The 24217-nt window shown below is 36.4% G+C and carries 21 protein-coding genes and 1 riboswitch; of the genes, 18 read left to right on the top strand and 3 right to left on the bottom strand.

Annotation, left to right across the window (positions count from 1 at the left end; all coding sequences use genetic code 11):
* Positions 1-62: 62 nt before the first annotated feature.
* Genes JEM49_RS08855 through holA form a run of 3 tightly spaced genes read left to right on the top strand, consistent with a single transcriptional unit; the run spans position 63 to position 4001 of the window.
* On the top strand, positions 63-761 hold the full coding sequence (locus tag JEM49_RS08855; RefSeq protein WP_087175806.1) for a helix-hairpin-helix domain-containing protein: 699 nt from the start codon (positions 63-65) through the stop codon (positions 759-761).
* Complete coding sequence (locus JEM49_RS08850) at positions 730-3018, top strand: DNA internalization-related competence protein ComEC/Rec2 (RefSeq protein WP_201874679.1); 2289 nt, start codon at positions 730-732, stop codon at positions 3016-3018. Before JEM49_RS08855 ends, JEM49_RS08850 begins: the two co-directional genes overlap by 32 nt.
* Positions 3015-4001, top strand: coding sequence for a DNA polymerase III subunit delta (holA, locus tag JEM49_RS08845; RefSeq protein ID WP_087175808.1), 987 nt, complete (start codon positions 3015-3017; stop codon positions 3999-4001). Before JEM49_RS08850 ends, holA begins: the two co-directional genes overlap by 4 nt.
* 60 nt (positions 4002-4061) lie before the next feature.
* On the opposite strand, the gene rpsT is transcribed toward holA, so the two are convergent.
* Positions 4062-4319 (bottom strand): 30S ribosomal protein S20, encoded by a 258-nt coding sequence (rpsT, locus tag JEM49_RS08840; RefSeq protein WP_014919008.1) that lies wholly within the window; start codon positions 4317-4319, stop codon positions 4062-4064.
* Between the two features lie 196 nt (positions 4320-4515).
* Here rpsT and rpsO point away from each other — a divergent pair, with 196 nt between their 5' ends.
* From rpsO to yjeM, 8 genes are all read left to right on the top strand, one after another.
* Positions 4516-4785, top strand: coding sequence for a 30S ribosomal protein S15 (rpsO, locus tag JEM49_RS08835; RefSeq protein WP_087175854.1), 270 nt, complete (start codon positions 4516-4518; stop codon positions 4783-4785).
* A gap of 159 nt (positions 4786-4944) precedes the next feature.
* Positions 4945-6717 (top strand): ribonuclease J, encoded by a 1773-nt coding sequence (locus JEM49_RS08830; RefSeq protein ID WP_201874677.1) that lies wholly within the window; start codon positions 4945-4947, stop codon positions 6715-6717.
* Between the two features lie 2 nt (positions 6718-6719).
* Positions 6720-7553 (top strand): tetratricopeptide repeat protein, encoded by an 834-nt coding sequence (locus JEM49_RS08825; protein ID WP_201874675.1) that lies wholly within the window; start codon positions 6720-6722, stop codon positions 7551-7553.
* Positions 7554-7742: 189 nt separating this feature from the next.
* A complete protein-coding gene (gene tuf, locus JEM49_RS08820) occupies positions 7743-8933 on the top strand; it encodes an elongation factor Tu (protein WP_025005019.1) in 1191 nt (396 codons plus the stop codon).
* Between the two features lie 144 nt (positions 8934-9077).
* Positions 9078-10409 (top strand): trigger factor, encoded by a 1332-nt coding sequence (tig, locus tag JEM49_RS08815; RefSeq protein WP_087235626.1) that lies wholly within the window; start codon positions 9078-9080, stop codon positions 10407-10409.
* Positions 10410-10539: 130 nt separating this feature from the next.
* On the top strand, positions 10540-11814 hold the full coding sequence (clpX, locus tag JEM49_RS08810; RefSeq protein WP_087235625.1) for an ATP-dependent Clp protease ATP-binding subunit ClpX: 1275 nt from the start codon (positions 10540-10542) through the stop codon (positions 11812-11814).
* Positions 11804-12394 carry a ribosome biogenesis GTP-binding protein YihA/YsxC gene (gene yihA, locus JEM49_RS08805; RefSeq protein WP_087235624.1) on the top strand — a complete coding sequence of 197 codons (591 nt, stop codon included), beginning with the start codon at positions 11804-11806 and terminating at the stop codon, positions 12392-12394. The genes clpX and yihA overlap by 11 nt, the downstream gene beginning before the upstream one ends.
* Before the next feature lie 123 nt (positions 12395-12517).
* Positions 12518-14026, top strand: a complete 1509-nt coding sequence (gene yjeM, locus JEM49_RS08800; RefSeq protein ID WP_201874672.1) for a glutamate/gamma-aminobutyrate family transporter YjeM — start codon at positions 12518-12520, stop codon at positions 14024-14026.
* 41 nt (positions 14027-14067) lie between these two features.
* On the opposite strand, the gene dapF is transcribed toward yjeM, so the two are convergent.
* Both dapF and JEM49_RS08790 read right to left on the bottom strand, forming a co-directional pair.
* Entirely contained in the window at positions 14068-15072 is a 1005-nt protein-coding gene (gene dapF / locus JEM49_RS08795; RefSeq protein WP_025006164.1) for a diaminopimelate epimerase, read from the bottom strand.
* Positions 15065-16438 (bottom strand): aspartate kinase, encoded by a 1374-nt coding sequence (locus tag JEM49_RS08790; protein WP_087175812.1) that lies wholly within the window; start codon positions 16436-16438, stop codon positions 15065-15067. The genes dapF and JEM49_RS08790 overlap by 8 nt, the downstream gene beginning before the upstream one ends.
* Before the next feature lie 204 nt (positions 16439-16642).
* A riboswitch (Lysine riboswitch) is annotated at positions 16643-16815 on the top strand.
* Between the two features lie 93 nt (positions 16816-16908).
* Here JEM49_RS08790 and lysA point away from each other — a divergent pair.
* From lysA to JEM49_RS08755, 7 genes are read left to right on the top strand one after another with little or no spacing between them, the layout of a single operon-like run.
* Positions 16909-18225 carry a diaminopimelate decarboxylase gene (lysA, locus tag JEM49_RS08785; protein WP_191335575.1) on the top strand — a complete coding sequence of 439 codons (1317 nt, stop codon included), beginning with the start codon at positions 16909-16911 and terminating at the stop codon, positions 18223-18225.
* Positions 18226-18244: 19 nt separating this feature from the next.
* The gene (gene dapD / locus JEM49_RS08780; protein WP_201874670.1) at positions 18245-18955 is read left to right on the top strand and encodes a 2,3,4,5-tetrahydropyridine-2,6-dicarboxylate N-acetyltransferase; all 711 of its coding nucleotides are present in this window, start codon (positions 18245-18247) and stop codon (positions 18953-18955) included.
* Positions 18956-18957: 2 nt separating this feature from the next.
* Positions 18958-20112, top strand: a complete 1155-nt coding sequence (locus JEM49_RS08775; RefSeq protein WP_087235620.1) for an N-acetyldiaminopimelate deacetylase — start codon at positions 18958-18960, stop codon at positions 20110-20112.
* Between the two features lies 1 nt (position 20113).
* Positions 20114-21049 carry a 4-hydroxy-tetrahydrodipicolinate synthase gene (dapA, locus tag JEM49_RS08770; protein WP_087235619.1) on the top strand — a complete coding sequence of 312 codons (936 nt, stop codon included), beginning with the start codon at positions 20114-20116 and terminating at the stop codon, positions 21047-21049.
* Entirely contained in the window at positions 21042-21821 is a 780-nt protein-coding gene (dapB, locus tag JEM49_RS08765) for a 4-hydroxy-tetrahydrodipicolinate reductase (RefSeq protein ID WP_025006158.1), read from the top strand. The genes dapA and dapB overlap by 8 nt, the downstream gene beginning before the upstream one ends.
* Positions 21822-21841: 20 nt before the next feature.
* Positions 21842-23017, top strand: coding sequence for an aminotransferase class I/II-fold pyridoxal phosphate-dependent enzyme (locus JEM49_RS08760; RefSeq protein WP_201874668.1), 1176 nt, complete (start codon positions 21842-21844; stop codon positions 23015-23017).
* 2 nt (positions 23018-23019) lie between these two features.
* Positions 23020-24078 carry an aspartate-semialdehyde dehydrogenase gene (locus JEM49_RS08755; protein WP_201874666.1) on the top strand — a complete coding sequence of 353 codons (1059 nt, stop codon included), beginning with the start codon at positions 23020-23022 and terminating at the stop codon, positions 24076-24078.
* Positions 24079-24217 lie beyond the last annotated feature (139 nt).

Below are 24217 nucleotides of genomic sequence, written 5' to 3'. Positions count from 1 at the left end.
AATTAAAGTCCAGAAAAAATTCTGGGCTTTTTTTGCGTATTAAATAGTAGAGGTGAAATTTTATGGATTTTGAAAAAATTAAAGAATTTGTGTTGGAAAAGAAATTATATTTCATTGTAGCGGTTGTATTGCTACTAGGTGGACTATGGCTTAAAAAAGGAGATGGGGCAGAGGAGCCCTCATTTGATAATAATCAGAAAGTAAGTCAGTCCAGTAATATGAGCTCAAATGATAATTCTGCGGCTAATGCTAGTTCAGCAAGCAACGCGTCTAATGTTGCTTCTTCTGAGTCTAAAACAGTAACTTGCGATATTTCAGGTGCCGTTAAGCATCAGGGAGTTTATACGTTAAAAAATGGGGCTAGATTGCAAGAGTTAATTGAAGCCGCTGGTGGAACTACGGATAAAGCGCAATTAAAGACGATTAATCGGGCTATTTTATTAAAGGATCAAGACAAAATTCATATTCCGTATAAAGGCGAAAAAGTAGATAGTGCATTAACTGCTGGTACGGGCAATAATTCAGCTTCAGCGGCTGCTAATAGCTCCTCTGAAAATCAAGGAAGTGGGGAAAAGGTTAATTTAAATACAGCAGATGTAGCTGGCTTACAGAAATTAACGGGAATAGGAGAAAAGAAAGCAGAGCAAATTATTGCCTACCGTGAACAAAATGGCTCATTTAAAAAAGTGGAGGATTTAATGCAGGTATCAGGAATAGGAGAGAAGACTTTTGCCAGTCTCAAGGATCAACTCACTGTTTAAAAATGATGTTGGATTTTATTTATTAACAGCTTTATTATTGATTGTAATCTCTTTTTTAGCATTTATTTGTGACTCATTCAGTCAAAAAATAGTTTGCATTTCTGCTGCTGGTTATTTTTCCTTTTTATTGTTAAAAAAATATGCAGCTAGTCTGAAATTGGTTTTAGTACTAGTCACTCTATTTATTGGTTCGATTATTTTGAATAAAAAAGAAGTGCATTTTGAATTATCTGAGCAAAGTCAAATACAGATTTATCCCGATCAAGTTCGTGTTAAAGATAATTATTTAACGGGCGTAGGTCATTTTAAGCAGGGGAAAATCTTAATAAGTGGCAAAGTACCAACTGAACAAGAAAATAATTTAAAGCAAGGACTGCCATTGATAGTTAGCCAGATTAAAGGTGAATGCGGAATTATTGAACCTGCAACTAATATTGGCGAATTTGATTATCAAACTTATTACGCGGCAAAAGGAATCACTCAAAAGATAAAATATTTTAGCTGCGAGATGAAGGCTGTCAAATCAAATGGCGTAATTACTGGTTTGCATAAATTGCGCTTTAATTTGCAAAAATATTTTCAAAAAATGCCACAATTATTAGGCTTTTTTGCCAGTGAATTACTTTTAGGTGAAAATAATGCGCAAGAAAATCAAGAAATTCTGAATAATTATCGTGATTTGGGAGTTATTCACTTATTAAGCATTTCTGGTTTGCACGTTGGATTATACGTCTTAATAATTAGTACAATCTGTTTTTACTTAAAAATGACAGATGAAGAAGCATTTATTTGTTGTTGCGTAGTGCTATTGTTGGGCATCTTTTTAAGCTATGGGCAAGCAGGATTTGTTAGGGCCAGCTTAACGTACTTTCTAGGTAAAATTTGCAAATTCAAAGGATATCGAGTAGCGGCAATTGATATATTGGGCTTAGCTTGCATTTTGCATATTATGATTGTGCCACGTCTGTTTATGATAGCTGGAGCAATTTTGAGTTATTTGTTGGCTTTAGGCTTACAGCTGACAAATAAATTTGGCAAAATGCAACAATCGATTTTATTGAATGTGCTATTAACGCCATTATTACTGTTTTATTTTTACCAGGTTAATTTCCTGACTGTTTTATTTAATTTGATGGTGGTCCCTTATTTTAATTGGGGTGTTATGCCTGTAACGTTTATCAATATTGTATTATTTAGCTTTACTAAAAAATTGGCTCCATTATTTGAACAGATTTTGGAATTGGGTGAAAAAGCAATTGGTAGTTTATCTAATACCCAATTAGGGTTATTAACATTTGGCAAAATAAATTGGTGGCAGTGTTTAATTTTAATATTGATAACAATGTTGCTGATAATTGCTTTAAGAGAACGTCCGGAATGGAAATTTAATAAAAAAGAATTAAGCATGGTTTTAATTAGCACTTATCTAATATTTTTCGGCATGATACATTTTCCGTTGCGAGGACAAGTAACCTTCATTGATGTAGGACAAGGAGATAGTATTTTGATTACTACTCCGTTTCCGCGCAAGGCATATATGATTGACACAGGGGGAAAGCTGAATTTTTCGGGTAAAAAAGTAACACCCCAAGTCAATCGTATTACTATTCCTTTTCTAAAAAGTTTGGGGATTAGTACACTTGATGGAGTATTTGTTTCGCATCAGGATGCAGACCATGTTGGTGATTTAGGGCCGCTACTTGAGCAAGTTCATGTGAAAAGAATTTTTATGGCTAAAGGTTTGATTAATAATCCTTCTTTTCAAAAAAGATTAAATGGTCGAATTAAACATACTAAATTAGTTGAACTACTGGCAGGGATGCAAGTAAAAGATCCTAAAATTACGTTTAATGTGGTTTATCCGTACCAACCTGGAGAAGGAAAGAATGAGGATTCTTTGAGTTTATTCTTTAGAGTCGCCAATAAGAATTGGCTTTTTACAGGAGATTTAGGCCAGGAAGGAGAAAAAGAGATTATGCAGAAATCCAATTTATCTGTTGATTATTTCAAATTGGGACATCATGGCAGTAAAACTTCATCCAATCCGGATTTTCTACGAGTGATTCATCCGCAAAAAGTTTTTATTTCAGCAGGACGAAAGAACCGTTTTGGTCACCCACATCAAGAGACGCTAACCACGCTTAGTGAACAACAGATACCATGGGTTTCAACCCAAGACTGTGGTATGATTAGCTGGTATTATGGTGGAATGCAAAAATCAGAATTTAATTACTTTTTGAAGCGGGGTAAAAAATGACCTTACTTTCTTTATTTAAAAATACGAATAATAATAACCCCCATACTTTGATTTGGGGTGGAGATGATTTTCTTAATGATTATCTAGCTAATTCATATATTAAAGAAGATCAATTTAAGGACTTAGAGCATGTCAGTGTAGATTGTGAAAATGATGGTTTGGATGAATTAATTGCTAGTTTGACAGAATCAAGTTTATTTAGTGAAAATAAATTAATCCTTATAAAGAATCCATTTTTCTTAACGGCAAAGGTACCAAAAAAGCTAAAGAAACAGATGGATGATTTACAGAAAATTTTTGATAATCTAAATGAATTAGAAGATGTAGTGGTAATTGTTGCTTCATATGATAAACTTGATCGTCGTAAAAAGCTGACTAAGACGGTCTTAAAGCAGTTTAATGTGGTTGAGCCAACTATTCGTTCTTATGAAGTAGGGGCAGTAGTAAAATCGCTTATTAAAGCTGAAGGATATACTATTACGCAATCTGCTTTGCAACTATTAATTGAACGCAGCGATCAAGTTATTGATACTATTTTAAGTAATTATCAGAAATTAAAGATGGCAGCTAGTGATAATAAGATCACTGAAAAATCCGTTATGCAGAACGTGGATTTATCATTAGCGCAAAATATTTTTGCTATTTTAGAGGCCGCATTAAATAAAAATTATCAAGAAGCCATAGAGCGTCTTGATAATCAATTAAGAGAAGGTACAAATCCGATTCAACTGCTAGCAGTTTTTGAAAACCAATTAGAATTAATATTAGTGGTAAAAATTCTAGCTAAAAGGGGTAGAAGCGAAGTACAAATTGTGAAAGAACTCGGCGTCCATCCCTATAGAGTAAAATTGGCTTTAAAAAATAAGTTAAATGTGTCTAAATTAGAGCAGTTATTGCAAAAAGCAATTCAACTGGAGTTTAATTACAAAAATGGAACATATCATGAAGACAATTTCTTAAAGTTGTTTGTATTATCTGTTTAAAGCAAAAAAAGAGAGAAGAAATCAAATTTCTTCTCTCTTTTTGATTAGTAATAAGTAAAATTACTTGTTTGCTAATTTAGTTAAACGACTCTTGTCACGAGCAGCCTTGTTCTTGTGGATTAAGCCCTTTGAAGCAGCCTTGTCCAAAGCGCGAACAGCTTCTAAATGCAATTTGGAGACGTCTTCTTTACTATCACTTTCAACAGCGTTCTTGAACTTCTTAACAGCAGTTCTTAACTTGCTCAATTCAGAAGCGTTGCGTTTGTTAGTAGCGTTTTGCGTCTTAACACGTTTGATAGCTGATTTGATTTGTGGCATGAAATTCACCTCCAATGATTTAGAAATTTACTTCATCCATTATACTTAAGAACCACTTGGGATGCAAGATAATTTGAGCTTGCTTTTTTAAAAAATATTGTGTAATATAGTTCGAGTGAACCGTTAACGCTGTTTACCCGCTCACACCGACGGTAAACGTTGTTAATGGCAATTATTTATGAAAGGTGAAATTTTTATGGCAATTTCAAAAACTGAAAAAGACAACATTATTAAAGAATACGCAACTCACGAAGGCGACACTGGTTCTGTAGAAGTTCAAGTTGCTCTTTTAACTGCAGACATCAACAACTTGACTGACCACATGAAGAGCCACAAGCACGACCACCACTCATACGTTGGTTTGCTTAAGAAGATCGGTCACCGTCGTAACTTGCTTCGTTACTTAGAAAACAACGACGTTAACCGTTACCGTGAATTGATCAAGAAGCTAGGTCTTCGTCGTTAATTTCTTAATCATAACGAAAGAAAAGTCAACCATAGGGTTGGCTTTTTTTGCATCTGTCATATTTTCCTCCTTTATGCTAAAATTGAAACAGATATTTTTACGTTGTGATCTTTTAGATCCATAAAAAATTAAAAATTTTAATATAGAAAAGGAAATATAATGGCTAATCAACTAAAGATTATGGTCTTGAGCGGTGTACGTGAACAGGGTAAAGACATGTTTGCCGTTCAGGTTAATGATGAAATTTTTGTTCTTGATGCCGGACTGAAGTATCCTGATAGTTCTTTATTCGGTATCGATGTAGTAATTCCTGATCTTGATTTCTTTGAACAATATGGAGACCGAGTAGCAGGAATCTTTTTAACGCACGGGCATGCTGATTCAATTGGTGCATTGCCATATATTTTGCGTAAGTATGATATTCCAGTATTTGGTTCTCAATTAAGTATTGAACTTGCCAAGATAGAAGTTCAACGTGAAAATAAGCATCGCAAAAATAGTTTATTCCACGTAATTGATGCAGATACCGAAATCGATTTTAAGAATGCAAGTATCTCATTCTTCCATACTACCCACTCAATTCCTGATTCATTAGGTATTGATGTTCATACTCCAGCAGGTGAGATCGTTTATACTGGTGATTTCAAGTTTGATCCAACTGCTGCCGACAACTACCGGACTGATATGGATCGCTTAGCTAAAATTGAACAAAAAGGAGTTCTTGCTCTTTTAAGTGATTCATCAAATGCGGAAGCTTCATATCCTAATGTTTCAGAACAAGATATTGGTAACTTTGTAACTAATGTTTTTAGAAATGCAACTGGTCGAATTATCGTTGCAGCTAAGGCATCTAATTTGAATCGCGTGCAAGAAGTTTTAAACGCAGCTAAAGCTACTGGAAAGAGAGTACTTTTAACTGGTCGTGATTTGGCTAAAATTGTTAGAACTTCAATGAAATTAGGCTATTTAGATGTGCCAGATGGCCTTTTAATGCGAGTTAAGGATTTAAAGACCGTGCCAGATAATCAAACAGTTATTTTGGAAACTGGTCGAATGGGTGAACCACTTAACTCATTACAAAAAATGGCTAAGAATCGCCATAGTATGATTACTATTCATGATGGTGATTTAGTCTTTATTGCTACAACTCCATCTCATGCCGTTGAAACTATGGTGGCTGAAACCAGTGACCTTGTCTATAAAGCAGGCGGAACAGTTATTCAATTGGGCCGCAACATGCATACTAGTGGGCATGCAACCGGTCGTGATATTCAATTATTGATTGATACTTTAAAGCCTAAGTTCTTAATCCCAGTTATTGGTGAGTATAGATTGTTAGAAATTGTTCGTAGCTTGGCTATTAAGACTGGTATGAGTCCTAAGAATATCTATATTACTAAAAATGGTGATTGCTTAGACTACGACTTTAAGAGGAAACGCTTCTACTTATCTGATCCTGTCCCTGGTGAAGACACTATGATCGATGGCTCAGGTGTTGGTGATGTAGGTAACATTGTTTTGCGCGATCGAGAAGTGCTTTCTGATGATGGTATTTTCATTGCTGTAGTTACAATTGATCGTAAAAAGAAAAAGATTATCGCAGAACCTAAAGTAACTAGCCGTGGATTTGTCTACATTAAAGCCAATAGACAGTTGATGAATGATTCAATTGATGTGATTAAAAAGGCAATTAACAGCAACTTCGAGCACAAGAAGTTTGATTGGACAGAATTAAAGCAAGATATTCGCAGCGATTTGGAGAAATTCTTATATAAGAAAACAAATCGTCGTCCCGTTATTTTGCCAGTTGTGATGGAAGTAAACCAAAACCGTCATCGTGCTATGCAAAAGCGTAATGAGAAAAAGCAAGAAAATAACAAATCACATTCATCAAACAATAAAACAAGAAATAATAAAGAAAAGAAAGAATAATTATGACATCAGTAAGTCAAAAGAATTTATTGAAACTTGCTGAAGAAAATAAGCACAAGGGAGATCTTGCTGCGGCAATTCAAAATTTAGAAGAAGCATTGCGAGGAGAGCATTCATTAGATGTGATCTTGGAGCTTTGTGATCTCTATTGTGCAAATAAACAAGAAGATCAGGCCTATGCTTTAATTAAAGAAGAGCCTGATCTTTTTTCTAATAAGCAAGTATATCGGATGTATTGTAAAGTTTTAAAGGAAAATAACTTTTTAATAGAAGCTTTACAGTTAAAAGAAATTACAGGGTTAGAATTACCTTTTAAGGTGCAGCCTGTTTCTGAAGAAAAGCAACAGCAAATTATGCAGTCTTTTAAGGCAAAAAAGCAGGTTAACCAAATGGATTATGAAAGCTTGCATAAATTAAATTTGGTTAATTTTACAACTTTTGCTCAAAGTATTTTATTAGAACCTATTTCAGAATTCGCTGTGCGCTTATCTCTTTGTGAAGATCTTATTAGACTAAAGTTGAAAGATAAATTTAAAGTGTGGGTTTTGGATGATTTAACCGAATTTATTCCTGCAGATACTTTGCTTTTAGAAAAAGCCCCTAAATACAAAGAGATAATTTCAGCTATTGGGGCTAAATTTAGTCATAATCCTAGTCAATTACCGCTTATGATTGGTGAAACCAATTTAGTATTAGGTAGTTTGTACCCTAAGCTAGATGATTATGTAGATGAACCTGATAGTTTTGCTAGCGATTTGGTAGCTTATTTGCAACAAAGAAATGGCAGAACTCATCAAGATTTATTTGAAAAAATTTATCGAAAATTTACAAATTAAAAAATAGGTAAAAAAGGTTTACATTTTCAAAGTATTTAGTATAATTAGCAAAGGATATTTTCGTTAGGCAATTTAGCTTAAGCTTTTTTACTAGGCAATTGCCGAAGAAAGTAGTACAATATTCAACAGAGAATTATCCGTTAACTTATCTCAACGGACTTCTTGCAAATTTACAGGAGGGTCATTTTAATGGCAGAAAAAGAACATTACGTTAGAACTAAGCCACACGTAAACATTGGTACTATCGGTCACGTTGACCACGGTAAGACCACTTTAACTGCGGCTATTACTACTGTTTTAGCTGACAAGGGTTTGGCTAAGGCTGAAGATTACTCACAAATCGATGCTGCACCAGAAGAAAAGGAACGTGGTATCACTATTAACACCGCCCACGTAGAATACGAAACTGAAAATCGTCACTACGCTCACATGGACGCTCCAGGCCACGCCGACTACATCAAGAACATGATTACCGGTGCTGCACAAATGGATGGTGCTATCTTAGTTGTTGCTGCAACTGATGGTCCTATGCCACAAACTCGTGAACACATTTTGCTTGCTCGTCAAGTTGGTGTTAACTACATCGTAGTATTCTTAAACAAGTGCGATTTGGTTGACGACCCAGAATTGATCGACTTGGTTGAAATGGAAGTTCGTGACTTGTTAACTGAATACGATTACCCTGGTGACGATATTCCAGTTGTTCGTGGTTCAGCTTTGAAGGCTTTACAAGGCGACAAGGAAGCTCAAGAACAAATTCTTAAGTTGATGGACGTCGTTGATGAATACATCCCAACTCCAGAACGTCAAACTGACAAGCCATTCTTAATGCCAGTTGAAGACGTATTCACTATCACTGGTCGTGGTACTGTTGCTTCAGGTCGTATCGACCGTGGTACTGTTAAGGTCGGCGATGAAGTCGAAATCGTTGGTTTGGTAGACAAGGTTCTTAAGTCAGTTGTTACTGGTTTGGAAATGTTCCACAAGACTTTGGACTTAGGTGAAGCCGGCGATAACGTTGGTGTATTGCTTCGTGGTATTGACCGTGACCAAGTTGTTCGTGGTCAAGTATTGGCTGCTCCAGGCTCAATCCAAACCCACAAGGAATTCAAGGCACAAGTTTATGTCTTGAAGAAAGAAGAAGGTGGACGTCACACTCCATTCTTCTCAGACTACCGTCCACAATTCTACTTCCACACCACTGATATTACTGGTGAAATTGAATTGCCAGAAGGTACTGAAATGGTTATGCCTGGTGATAACACTGAATTCACTGTTACTTTGATTAAGCCAGCTGCCATCGAAAAGGGTACTAAGTTCACCATCCGTGAAGGTGGTCGTACCGTTGGTGCCGGTCAGGTTACTGAAATCCTTGACTAATTTCTAACGATATAGCAAAAAAGATGCACTTCTTCACAGGAGCGCATCTTTTTTCTTTTAGATTTGTTTTTTGTGCCAGTTTAAGGTAAGATAACTTAGTATGCAAGAAGCAAACTCAAACTTGACATTGGAGGTATTTTATTAATGTCTGTAAAATGGGAAAAGACCGGTAAAACAACCGGTGAACTTACTTTTGATATTTCAAAAGATGAAATTAAATTAGGTTTGGATCAAGCTTTTAGAAGAGTTAAGAAAAACTTACGTGTTCCTGGTTTTAGAAAGGGTCACGTTTCTCGTGTTATTTTTGATCAATACTATGGTGAAGAAGCATTATATGAAGATGCTTTAAACATTGTATTGCCAAATGCATATTCTGCTGCTGTTAAGGAAGCAGGTATTGCTGCAGTTGGTCAACCACAAATTGTTCCAGTATCAATGGACAAAGATAAAGACTGGACTATGAAGGCTACTGTTACTGTAGAACCAGAAGTTAAGTTAGGCGACTACAAGGGTATCGAAGTTCCAAAGCAAAATACTCGTGTATACCAAAAAGACGTTGATGCTGAACTTGATAAGCGCCGTGAACAAAATGCTGAACTTGTACTTAAGAAGGGTAAGTCAGCTAAGGGCGACACTGTAACCATCGATTACAAGGGTACTATTGATGGCAAGGAATTTGAAGGCGGCTCAGCTGAAAACTACTCACTTGAATTAGGTTCAGGCGCATTCATTCCTGGCTTTGAAGATCAACTTATCGGTCACGAAGCAGGCGATGATGTTGATGTTGTTGTAACCTTCCCTAAGGATTACGGTGCAAAGGATTTAGCAGGTAAAGAAGCACACTTTGCAACTAAGATTCACGAAGTTAAGTCAAAGCAACTTCCTAAGTTAGACGACGAGTTTGCTAAGGATGTTGATGATTCAGTAGATACTCTTGATGAATTAAAAGACAAGATCAAGAAGCAATTGAAGGATCAAAAGGAACAAGCTGCAAACGATGCTATTCAAGAAGCAGCTATTGAAGGTGCAGTAAAGAACGCTACTGTTGATGAAATTCCTGATGCAATGATTCAAGACGACGTTGATACTCAATTGAACCAATACTTAGGTAACATGCAACGTCAAGGTATTGATCCACAAACTTACTACAAGTTGACCAATACTAATGAACAACAATTACGTTCACAATTTGCTAAGAACGCTGCTGAAAGAGTTAAGACTAACTTAGTTCTTGAAGCTATTGTTGAAAAAGAAGGCCTTAAGGCAACCAAGGAAGAAATTGATAAGGAAATCAAGGACCTTGCTGCTGAATACAACATGGATGAAAAGACTGTACGTAACACTTTGTCAGACGACATGTTAAGTCACGACATCACTGTACGTAAGGCTATGGATCTTGTTACTGATAATGCTAAGCAAGTTGCTAAGGCAAAGCTTGAAGCAAAAGAAGCAGAAGACAAGAAGGAAAGTAAGTAATAAATAAATTATTACTGATTTCTCATTAAAAAGCGGCTTTAGGCCGCTTTTTTTGATATTTAAGCTTAATATTTATCAAAATATGTTAATTTATGATAATCTATTTTGGTAGGTATAGGGAGGAAATATAATGGCAAATCAGTTTACAGATCAAGAAGAGATTAAATGTTCTTTTTGTGGTAAAACTCAAGACCAAGTCAAAAAAATGATCGCTGGTAATGGCGTTTATATTTGCAATGAATGCGTTGACTTATCTAAAAAAATCATTGATGATGAATTACGTGCAGATTCTGTTAAAACTGCAAGTCAATTACCAAAACCAATGGAAATTAAAAAACAACTTGATCAATACGTAATTGGCCAAAATCGTGCTAAAAAGGTATTATCTGTTGCTGTTTATAATCATTACAAGAGAATCAGTCAAATGGATGTTGATTCTTCTACAGAATTACAGAAGTCTAATATTGCAATGATTGGTCCTACTGGATCAGGTAAGACTTATTTAGCTCAAACTTTAGCTCGAATCTTAAATGTACCTTTTGCAATTGCAGATGCAACCACATTAACCGAGGCTGGTTATGTTGGGGAAGATGTAGAAAATATCTTGCTAAAATTATTGCAAAATGCAGATTACGATTTGGAACGTGCTCAACGCGGCATTATTTATATCGATGAAATTGACAAAATTTCTAAGAAATCTGAGAATGTTTCAATTACTCGTGATGTTTCAGGTGAAGGTGTACAACAATCATTACTGAAGATCTTAGAAGGTACTATTGCTTCAGTTCCGCCTCAAGGTGGTCGTAAGCACCCACAACAGGAAATGATCAAGATGGACACCACTAACATTCTGTTTATTGTTGGTGGGGCTTTTGATGGTATTGAACAAATCGTTAAGAATAGATTAGGTAAAAAGACGATTGGTTTCGGTGCTGAAAATGAAGTTGATAAAATTGATGCAGATGATTGGACTCGTCATTTAACTACAGCAGATTTAGTTAAATTTGGAATGATTCCTGAATTTATTGGTAGAATTCCAATTATCACAACTTTAGATAAGCTTAACAGTGAAGATTTGGTAAGAGTATTAACTGAACCAAAGAATGCTTTGGTTAAGCAATATAAGAAGCTACTTTCACTTGATGGTGTTGACCTTAAGTTTACTGATGGTGCGCTTAAAGCAATTGCTGATTTGGCAATTCAAAGAAATATGGGGGCACGTGGTTTAAGAACTATAATTGAAAATTCAATTATGGATATCATGTACAAGACTCCAAGTGAAAAAGACATTGAAGCCGTTGAGGTAACCAAAGATGTAATTACGCGTCATGCTGAACCTAAGGTTATTCGTAAAAAGGATAAAAAAGAAAGTAGTAAAGCACAGGTAGGCGCTAATGATAATTAAAAGTAGTAGTTATGCTGTCAGTGCAGTTAGAGAAGATCAATATCCTAAGGATGATTTGCCTGAGATTGCATTATCAGGCCGCTCAAACGTTGGAAAGTCAAGTCTGATTAACACTCTACTTAATCGAAAAAACTTGGCTAGAACCTCTTCACAGCCTGGTAAAACGCAAACCTTGAATTTCTATCTAGTAAATGATGAGTTTTATCTTGTAGACGTACCAGGGTATGGTTATGCAAGAGTTTCGCAAAAGAAACGCCAAGAATTTGGTGAGATGATTCAAGATTACTTGGAAACAAGACCCAACTTAAAGGGATTAGTAATTTTAATTGATTCGCGTCATGAACCAACTAAAGATGATATTGCAATGTATAATTATGCTCAATATCTGAATTTACCTATTTTAGTTGTATGTACGAAGATTGATAAAATAAAAAGGAGCCAAGTAAATAAAGTAATGTCCCGTTTGAAAAAGAACATAGATCTTAATTATGATCATGTAACGGTTTTGACATTCAGTTCCGTAACTAAATTGCATGTTGCAGAACTGGGCAACTGGATTGAAGAAAAAATTAGTAAATAAAGAATGAGAAAGCTGTTAACTGAGGTTAGCAGCTTTTTCTTATGAGATGATTATTAGAATAAATTTACTTAAAAGAAAGGGTGCTAAAATTGAAAGTGTAGTAAAGAAAGTAGAGGCTTCATCTTGGATGATAATAAAACACAGAAAAAGACATTAACTACTTTAAGCCTGGTTTTAATGATCATAACTACGGTTTATGGTTTCGGTAATGTCTCGGTTTCATACCGGCAAATGACTTATGCCGGAATTATTTGGTTTATTTTAGCCGGAATTTGTTTTTTCTTTCCAGCTGGATTAATGATGGCAGAATATGGTTCAGCCTTTCACGATGCAAAAGGTGGAATTTACTCCTGGCTTGCGGGCTCTATTGGCGAAAAATGGGCCTTTATCGGGACTTTTGTTTGGCTGGCTAACTGGGTACTTTGGCTAGTATCTAGTGCCTCAAGACTCTGGATTTCGATTTCAGCGCTAGTTTTTGGTAAAGATACAACTCAGAGTTGGAATTTATTTGATTTACATGGAACACAGCTAATAGGTGTATTGGCAATTCTATTCATGATTGTATCTACATACTTGTCTTCAAGAGGGATGACTGGAATTAAGATCATGTCCTCAATTGGTGGCTGGTTTATGATCGGGATGAACTCGATTTTTATCTTATCTAGTTTGTTAGTCATCATTATGAATCATGGACAATTAGCACAGCCAATCACTGGTTGGCAGAGTTTTATTATTTCACCTAATAAGGATTTCCAAACTCCAATTACTATTATTTCCTTTGTTGTCTATGCAGTATTTGCATATGGTGGTATGGAGACCGTAGGTGGGGTAATTGACAGTATGAAGCATCCCGAAAAAGATTTCCCTAAGGGCTTAATTATCGGTAGTTTGTTTACGATTATTTCTTATGTTTTAATGATCTTTATGACCGGTTTTTCGGTTAATTATCAAAAGGATATCGTTCAAACCGGTGCTAACACAGGTAATATTACTTATGTGGTTTACGGGACTTTGGGTAAAGCGTTCGGTACCGCCTTACATTTGGATCCGCAGACTAGTTTAATGATTGGTAAAATCTTTACGAGAGCAATTGCCTTATCAGGATTAATGGGAATGATGGGTGCTTTCTTCGTATTACTATATTCACCCGTTAAGTCCTTTATCATGGGATCTGATCCACGTCTTTGGCCGAAGGCTGCAACTAAATTAAACAAACATGGCATTCCTGCTAATGCAATGTGGGCTCAAACTGTTTTCGTCTGCTTGTTAATTGCGGTCGTTTCCTTCGGTGGTAGTGCAGCTACAAGCTTTTATCAAATTTTGACCGATATGGGTAATGTTGCTGCAACTGCGCCATATATCTTTTTGATAGGTGCATTTCCATTTTTCTTAAAGAAAGATTATTCGCGTAAATTTAGAGTATTTACGAATTATAAATGGACAGTAGCGCTGGTAGTATTTGTTGAAATAATTGTTTGCACGGGTATTATATTTACAGTTTTACAACCAATTTTGGAACACAGATATGCGACAGCTTTCTGGACTGGATTTGGACCTATTTTCTTTGGTTTAATAGCTTATATTTTTTATCGTACTTCAAAGAAAAAACATGGTTTAACCGATTTAAATTAAATACAAAAAAGACTTGCTTTAAAAAAAGCAAGTCTTTTTGATTACGCTAAAGTTGTAATGTCGTTGAATTTAGGTAAATTATCGACAAATCTTTCATAGGCGGTTTGCTCATTAGTTTCAGTAATTTGTGCATTAGCAAAGTTCCTATTTCTTAAATCCTCTTCAGCAATAGAAATTTGATGAGTAAAGGTCGCATTTCCAATGAGTTCAATCCAGTAATTATTGTCTTCATAGTGAACAATGGTTTTTACCATGCCGCCTGGATTGTAAACGTTGATTGGTGTGTCAAATTCTGCCATTTCTGGTTTGGTTAAACAAAATGCTAATGAGGTAGCAGACATTCCAGTTCCACAAGCATTGGTAAAGCCAACACCGCGTTCATAAGTCCTCACAAATAAGCGATTCTTATCAAGGATTTGAGCAAAATTAACATTAACACCATCAGTGAAGTAAGGATTCTCACTATTGAGTCGTTTACCGACGATTCCTAGGATAGGACCTGTTATTTGTTTTTGATTAACAAAGCTAATTAAATGGGGATTCGGCACGGCAATAGAAGAAAAACGTAAACCGGGATAAAGTTCAGGAGCAAAATCATCTATTAGACGATCATGTCCTAAATTATCAAATGGCAAGGCTTCTTTATTGAAATGGACAGGCGAAATTTCAACTGCAAAGGCAGGAACGCTTGGGGCAAAGTCATCGTCTTTTCTAACGCGGAGACTAGCATTCATTGTATCAACCAAGAAATTAGTTTTTTGGTACTTTTCACTTAAATAACGAGCGACAGTTCTAAGCCCGTTGCCACACATTGAAGCTTCACTACCGTCGGCGTTGATAACACGCATTTGGGCCAAAGCATTTTCTCTGACTGGCTTATTGACTACTAATACACCGTCTGCACCGTCAAGAAGACCAGTTTGTGAATCTGTAAGCTTAATAGTTAATTCTTTTAGTTCAGAATCAGACAATTCTTGCTTCAATTCGGTTTGATCAAGGATAAAGAAATGATTTTGTGACCCATGTACTTTTAATAACTTAACCATGATTTTCTCCCTTCGTAAAAAATTGTTGATAGATAATTTTAACTGCTTCGTCTGCCTTTTCCTTCTTGGTTCCGATCATCATTGAGATTTGGGATGCACCTTGGTTGATCATGCGAGGTGAAATATCGTGATCACCTAAAGAATCTAAAATTTGGCGACTAACAACATGATATTTCTTCATTCCTTCACCAACGACCATGATAATGGCATAATCGTCAATCCATTCAAGTTGATCTGGATTGATTGTTGCTTGAATTTCATTACAAATTTGATCAATTAGCTGATCATTTAGGAAATCATTGTTAAAAATAATTGTGATGTCATCAATACCAGAAGGCATGTGTTCGTATGGCACATTGTGCTTGTACAAGATTTGTAGGATACGTAAAGTAAAACCAGCTTCTTTGTTTAGCAAATATTTATGCAAATAAAGAGCTGAGAATTGTTTTTGGCTGGTTACACCAGTAATAACATTATCTGGTACAAAGTCCTTGTCTGGAACGATGATAGTACCAGGTTGATCAGGCTCATGAGTATTTTTTACGTTGATAGGAATTTGGCCTTGAATAGCGGGAATCAAAGCTTCATCGTGAAAAACAGAGAAGCCCGCATAAGATAGTTCTCGCATCTCGCGATAAGTCATTTTCCTAATGGATTGTGGATTATCTACAATATGCGGATTAGCTGCAAAAATTCCGTTAACATCTGTAAAGTTTTCATACATATCTGCATGAAATCCGCGAGCTAGAATCGCCCCAGTAATATCGGATCCACCACGTGAAAATGTGGCAATATTACCTGATGGGGTGATACCGAAAAATCCAGGGAAAATAACCCGTTCATCAGGTTCTATTTTTACTTGGTCAAGATTGAGATAACTTTCCGGATTGACCAATGCATCGTTAGGTTCGCCTGTAACGATTAAACCCGCTTCTGTTGGATCAAGAAAGCGACTTTTAACACCTTGATGTTGCAATATCATGGCAATTAAACGGGCGTTAAGACGCTCGCCGTGAGCTTTAAAAGCGGCCATTAAGTAGCTCGAATTAGGATAATTTCTGCTAGGTAAAGCTAAAAGAATATCTTTGATAACCTTAAGTTCTTCGTCAGCTACACCAAAGAAATGCCCGATTTCTTGATAACGCATAAAAATGGTTTGGACGATTTCATCAGTATTTTCACTCTTAAGTGTCATATTGGCGTACTTGATTAAAAGATCTGTGATTTTGATGTCGTCATCGTTTCTTTTACCTGGCGCAGAAACTACGATTACGCGTCTTTCAGGATCACTTAAAATAATATTTAATGCTTGTTCTACATTTTGTCCGTTAGCTAAAGAGCTACCACCAAACTTAACTACTTTCATAACATAATCCCCTTAAAGTGAAATTTCATAATTCGTTAATTTAAAAATGGATCCAAACTAAATTAATTTGAATTTTAGCATTATTTTTTAATCTTGCAACAAAAAGTTGAAAATACCGGCCTTGAATAGAAAAGCATATATAGTATAAATTAAAAATCAATAAAAAAGTATTGACTAAAATTTAATAAGAATGTAGACTACATGTAAATCGAAGAGGCGCAACTGACATAAGTAGCAATTACGAGTTAGGCAAAACGAAGACTAATTGCGAAAGGGGAGGTTGCCGAAGCTTAAACCAGGCTAAAGGGATAAGCTGGGTCGTGATTGAATAAATTACGGACTGTCGCGGACAAAATTCGCGGAGCGCTATCGACCATTAGATTAAGTGAAGACTAATCCATTGTTTGTTTAGCGCAGACAATGGATTTTTTTATTGGGTGCTTCGCATGGATAGAGACTAGGGGCAAGATATGAATTCACAAATTTTAGAAAATCAGATCAATCAAGCAGGACATTTAACTATTGGCGGTGTTGATACAGTTGAATTAGCTAAAAAGTATGGCACACCTCTTGTTGTATACGATGTAGAGCAAATTCGTAATCAAATTAGAGCTTTTAAAAAGGTTTTTGAAGAAGAAAATGTAAAGTATGCCGTCAGTTATGCCAGCAAAGCATTTGCTTGTATAGCGATGTACCAACTAGCTGCAGCAGAAGGAGCTTACACTGATGTGGTTTCAGATGGAGAGTTATATACAGCCTTGAAAGCACATTTTCCAGTAGAGAAAATCAGTTTTCACGGTAATAATAAGTCCAAGTCAGAACTTGAAATGGCCGTTAAAAATCATGTGGGCAAAATTATTGTTGATAATTTTCATGAAATTAAGTTATTGGATCAGGTTTTACGTGAACAAGATACCAAAATTGATGTCATGTTAAGAATTACGCCAGGCATTTCAGCTCATACACATGAATATGATCAAACAGGTCAGGTCGATAGTAAATTTGGTTTTGACTTAGAATCTGGTCAAGCCGATTTAGCCTTAGAACAAGTTTTAGCTAACTCAAGAATGAATATGATCGGGCTACATGCTCATATTGGATCACAAATTTTTGAATTGAATGGTTTTGAAATGGCTGCTAAAAAATTAATGGAAATTGCTGAAAATTGGCGTAGTCAATATGGTTATACTGCTCAAGTAATTAATGTCGGCGGTGGCTTTGGTATTAAATATACTGCAGAAGATAATCCATTAAAGCCAGAAGAATTTGTTAGGGCAATTGTTAAAACTATCAAAGAAGAAGCTAAGAATGCCTCATTTCCACTTCCAGAAATTGATATTGAACCTGGTCGCTCTATCGTAGGACCAGCCGGTTATAACTTATATACAACAGGGAGTCGCAAAATTGTTCCAGGTCATCGTCCATATGTAACCGTAGATGGCGGTATGGGTGATAATATTCGTCCAGCTCTATATGATGCAAAATATGAAACAGTTTTGGCTACTGATCCTCGAGCTGAATTGACTGAACATGTCAGAATCGCTGGTAAATATTGTGAAAGTGGTGACATCTTAGCTGAAGATCAAGCACTTCCAGCAACTAAATCAGGCTCACTTTTAGCAATGCTTGATACTGGAGCATATGGTTATTCAATGGCTTCAAATTATAACCGCAATGCTCGTCCAGCTGTTGTTTTTGCAGAAAAGGGCAAGGCTCAACTAGTCATTAAACGAGAAAGTCTAGAAGATTTAGTTCATTTAGATCAACCATATAATAATGAAGATTAATTTTTAAAGGGGAAAGATTATGACGAAATTAGATGCAAAAAGTATTATCAATTATATTGGCAATGCTCCTAAAAAAACGCCAGTTAAGGTCTTTATTAAGGGACGACTTGATCAAATTAAGTTTCCAGAAGGAATCGACAATTTCACTGAAGCACATTCCGGAGTGCTTTTTGGTGATTGGAAAGATGTTGAACCATTTTTAAAAGAAAATTACAACAAGATTCAAGATTATCGTATTGAGAATAATGCTAGAAATTCAGCTGTGCCTCTGATTGATATGAAGAAATTTGATGCGCGAATTGAGCCAGGTGCTATTATTCGAGATCAGGTAGCTATTGGTAAAAATGCAGTCATCATGATGGGTGCGATTATTAATATCGGTGCTGAAATAGGTGATGATACCATGATTGATATGGGGGTTGTTTTAGGTGGACGTGCAATCGTCGGCAAGCATTGCCATATCGGTGCAGGCAGCGTTTTAGCAGGCGTAATTGAACCAGCTTCTGCTACTCCAGTTAAGATTGACGACAACGTAGTAATGGGTGCCAATGCAGTAGTGATCGAAGGTGTCCATGTTGGTGAAGGTGCCGTAATTGCCGCTGGTGCAGTCGTAACTCATGATGTAGCACCACATACGATGGTAGCTGGCGTTCCTGCTAAGGTAATTAAAAAGGTTGACGATCAAACTGAGAGCAAGACAGGACTAGAAGATAACTTGAGAAAGATTTAATTATGGCAGTTTTAACTGAAAGCGGGCTAATTCAAATTAGAAGGCATTTGCATGAAATTCCTGAATTAGCTTTACAAGAAAAAGAGACACATGATTATTTACTAGAAGTAATTAAGGGATTTAATTCAGAGTTTTTAACTGTAAAAGTACCAGAAGAATTACCAACAGCGATTTTGGTACTAATTAAAGGAAGCAATCCGCAAAGAACAATTGGTTATCGGACCGATATTGATGCGTTACCAGTTGAGGAGAAAACAGATTTACCTTTTTCGTCAAAGCATTCAGGAGTTATGCATGCCTGTGGTCATGATATTCACATGAGTGTTGCATTAGGACTACTTAGTTATTTCAGTGAAAATCAGCCTAAGGATAATATGCTGTTCTTTTTCCAGCCAGCTGAAGAAAGTGAAAGTGGCGGTAAAAAAGCATATGAAAGAGGAATCTTTCAGGGGAAGTTTAAACCTGATGAATTCTATGGCTTGCATGATAACCCTGAATTACCGGCTGGAACAATTGGTTGTCGTGAAGGTACATTATTTGCAGGAACTACTGAAGTTAACATTGATTTGGTTGGTAAGGGCGGTCATGCGGCTTTTCCGCAGAATGCTAATGACACTGTGGTGGCTGCTGCTAGTCTAATTATGCAAGTACAAACGGTTATTTCACGAAGTATCGATCCAATTCAAAGCGGTGTTATCACTTTGGGTAAGGTTAGAGCTGGAACTATTAGAAATGTAATCGCTGGACAGACTCGGATTGAAGGAACAATTCGCGGATTAACGCAAAAAATGATTCTGCAAATTGATCAACGGTTGCGTGATCTATGTGAAGGTATAGCTCGTAGCTATAACATGAAAGTAAATCTTGAGTTAAATCAGGGTGGTTATTGGCCAGTAGAAAATAATCCAGAGCTAACTAAAAACTTCATTAATTATATGAAGAATAATCCGGAAGTGGATTTTGTTGAAACTAAGCCAAAAATGACAGGAGAAGATTTTGGCTTCTTACTTGCCAAATTTCCAGGAACAATGTTTTGGCTAGGTGTTGGTGATCCAAATTCACAGCTGCATTCAGCAACTTTGAATCCAGACGAAAAGAGTATTATGCGCGGAGTTAACGCAATTAAGGGATTTTTAATCGATAGAATGGGGAACTAATATGGCTACATTAATTGATGCAGATTTATTGACGGCAATTGTGACGCCATTTGATGAGAATAAAAAGATTGATTTTGATAGTTTGGAAAAATTAACCAATTACTTAATTGAGCAAGGCTGTAATGGCTTTGTGATAGGTGGTACGACCGGTGAAACCCCGACTTTGACTCATGATGAAAAGATCGAATTGTATAAACACTTTGGTCAAATCGTTAATGGCCGTGCTGTTGTGATTGCCGGAACTGGTAGCAATAATACTGCTGAAACAATTAAATTTACCAATGAAGTGGCAGAAATTGACGGCATTGATTATGCATTGGTTGTTGTACCGCCATATAATAAGCCAAATCAACGCAGCATGGTTGCTCACTTTACTGCAGTGAATGACAACGTTAAGATGCCAATTTTAATCTACAATATTCCAGGCAGAACCGGCGTTAAGATGGAAAAAGAGACGGTTGTTCAATTATCTAAATTAGATAATATTAAGGGAATTAAGCAATGTGCATCCCTTGAAGAAATGGAATACATCATCGATCATAAAGCAGCAGATTTTCAAGTCTTTACCGGAGAAGATACCCAAGCCTTAACTGCAAGATTGCTCGGAGCAAATGGTGTCGTTTCCGTAGCCTCTCATATTTATACTAAAGAAATGCGCCGGATGTATGATGCTTTATATGAAGGAAAATATCCCGAAGCAGCAAGAATTCAACGTTGGTTAACGCCTAGAATGCAAGCTCTGTTCATGTATCCATCTCCATCACCAGTAAAGGCAGTTTTAAATGCACAAGGTTTTGAAACAGGAGATTGTCGTTTGCCTTTAGTTGCCTTGAATGATGAAGAAAAAGTAACTTTAGCCCAGCATTTAGGCTTAGAAGATAAAGCTTTATTGCAAAAATTGCCACTAGATTTAGGAAAGGACCTTGAAAATGACTAAAAAAGTATTAATTGCAGGTTTTACGGGGGCCATGGGGCAAAAAGCCGTGAATTTAGTTAATAATATGCCAGGCTTTGAAGTAGTTGCAGGACTTTCTCCAATTGCCGAAAATAATCCTGAACAATATCATTTGCCTGCAGACGCTAAAATTTTTAAGAGCCTAACAGAAATTCCTGATCATTTAGCAGACTTTTGGATCGACTTTACTACACCTAAGGCAGTATATGACAATGTAAAATTTGCATTGCAACATCATATTAGACCAATAGTAGGTACTACCGGTATGAGTGATGAGCAAGAAGCAGAACTGATTGAACTTTCAAGAAAAGAAAAAGTAGGCGGTCTGATTGCCCCCAATTTCGGAATGTCCGCAGTTTTGTTGATGAAATTTGCAAAAGAAGCTGCTAAATATTTCCCAGATGTTGAAATTATTGAAATGCATCACGCTGATAAAAAAGATGCTCCGTCCGGAACGGCGCTTGCTACAGCTAAGATGATTGCTGAAAATCGTCCTGAACATCAAACAGCACCAGATGAAGTGGAAACCTTGAAAAATGTTCGCGGTGGTGATTATCAAGGAATCAAGATTCATTCAGTTCGTCTGCCTGGCTATATTGCACATGAACAAGTATTATTTGGGGGACCGGGTGAAGCATTAACTATTCGTCAAGATTCATTTGATCGTGGCTCATTTATGAGTGGAGTAAAAGTGGCGTTAGAAAAAGTTGACCAATTAGATGAATTAGTAATTGGTTTAGAAAATATCCTTTAAAGACTAAGGGAGGAAAGATTATGCCGGAATTAGCTAATGATTTAGGTTTTAGCCAAAAAGTACAAAATGTCAAAGCTTCAGGAATTAGAATCTTTGATAATAAGGTTTCAACTATTCCAGGAATCATCAAATTAACTTTAGGCGAGCCTGATATGAATACGCCTGAACATGTTAAAGAAGCCGCAATTAAAAGCATCCAAAATAATGATTCACACTATGCTCCTCAAAAAGGAAAATTAGAATTGCGACAAGCTATTAGCAACTATTTAGATAAGACTATCGGCGTTAAATACGATCCAGAAACAGAAATTGTAGTTACAGTTGGTGCTACAGAAGCGATCAACGCTGCACTTTTTGCTATTACTAATCCTGGTGACAAGATAGCTATTCCAACGCCAGTCTTTTCATTATATTGGCCAGTTGCTACTTTAGCCGATGCCAGTTACGTGTTGATGAACACAACTGCAGATAATTTCAAATTAACGCCGCAAAAATTGACTGAGACTATTAAAGAAAATCCGACAATTAAAGCCGTGATTTTAAATTATCCAACTAATCCAACAGGCGTGGAATATACAGAAGATGAAATTAAGACTTTGGCTAAGGTAATTGAAGAAAATCATTTGTACGTTATTACTGATGAGATTTACAGTACTTTGACTTATGGTGTTGAGCATCATTCTATTGCTAGTTTGATTCCTGAGCGAGCAATTTATATTTCTGGTTTATCCAAGTCCCATGCGATGACTGGATATCGTTTAGGATACATTACAGGACCTGCTAAAATTATGGATCAAATCGGTAAAGTACACGGATTAATGGTAACAACGACAACTGATTCATCCCAAGCCGCAGCGACCGAAGCATTAGAAAATGGATTAAATGATCCAGTGGAGTATCGCAAAGTTTACCAAAAACGAAGAGATTTTGTCTTAGAAAAATTAAATAAGATGGGGATGCAAGCAGTAAAGCCGGAAGGAGCCTTCTACATCTTTACGAAAATCCCATCTCAATATGGTAAAGATGATATGCAATTTGCATTAGACTTGGCCTTCAAAGCTAAGGTAGGCGTAACTCCTGGTAGTGCCTTTGGTCCTGGCGGTGAAGGTTATGTAAGATTGTCATATGCATCTAGCGATGAGAACTTACAAGAAGCAATGAAGAGAATGAATGATTTTTTACAAGAGGTTGAATAAAAATGGTTAGAGAATATAATGTTGCAATTTTAGGAGCTACGGGTGCTGTTGGTAGAAGAATGATTGATCAATTGGCTAAGTCAACTATTCCGGTAAAAAGTGTAAAGTTATTAGCCTCATCACGTTCAGCTGGTACTGTATTAAAGTTTAGAGATCAAGACCTAGTAGTTGAAGAGACTACTCCAGAATCCTTTGATGGCGTTGATTTAGTTCTTTCATCAGCTGGCGGTGCAGTATCAAAGAAATTTTTACCAGAAGCTGTTAAGCGCGGTGCAGTTTGTGTAGATAATACCAGTGCTTTTAGAATGGAACCAGATGTCCCATTAGTTGTACCAGAAGTAAATCCAGATGCATTGAAAGAGCATCACGGTATTATTGCCAATCCAAATTGTTCAACTATTCAAATGGTGATGGCTTTGGAACCAATTAGAAGAAAGTTTGGTTTGAAGCAAATTATCGTTTCAACTTATCAAGCAGCTTCCGGTGCAGGTCAAGCCGCAATTGAAGAATTAAAAAAGGAAACACAAGATTATTTGGATGGCAAAGATATGCAAGCAGATGCACAAATTTTGCCAACTAAAGGTGATAAGAAGCATTATCCACTAGCATTCAATCTTCTACCTCAAATTGATGTGTTAGAAGATTCTGGTTATTCTCATGAAGAATGGAAGATGATTCATGAAACCAAGAAGATTATGCTCAACGACATGAACGCTAAAGACATCAAAGTCACTGCAACTTGTGTTAGAGTTCCTGTTCCAATTGCTCACGGTGAAAGTGTATACTTCACTGTTGAAGATGAAAGTGCAACAACTCAAGATATCATGGCTGCAGTTGCTGACTTCCCAGGTGTTGTGCTTGAAGATGATATTAAACATCAAATTTATCCTCAACCTATTAATGCAGCAGGTAAGCGCGAGACTTTTGTGGGTCGTATTCGTCCTGACTATGAAAATCCAGGTGCATTTAATATGTGGATCGTAGCTGATAACCTCTTAAAGGGTGCAGCTTGGAACACTGTTGAAAATGCGGAATACTTAGTAAAAATGAATTTGATCTAAAACTAAAAAGAAAAAAGCACAAATATTGTTTAGTAGGCAATATTTGTGCTTTTAATTGGCTCTCTGTCAAATCGTGTTGATAGAAGTCAACTATAATTTAATAATTGGATTAAGCATCAAGCTGCTATGTACCAGCTTG

It is taken from the genome of Lactobacillus sp. A27, from assembly GCF_016742815.1.
GTDB lineage: Bacteria > Bacillota > Bacilli > Lactobacillales > Lactobacillaceae > Lactobacillus > Lactobacillus gallinarum.
This window is presented reverse-complemented; position numbering and strand designations above follow the sequence as displayed.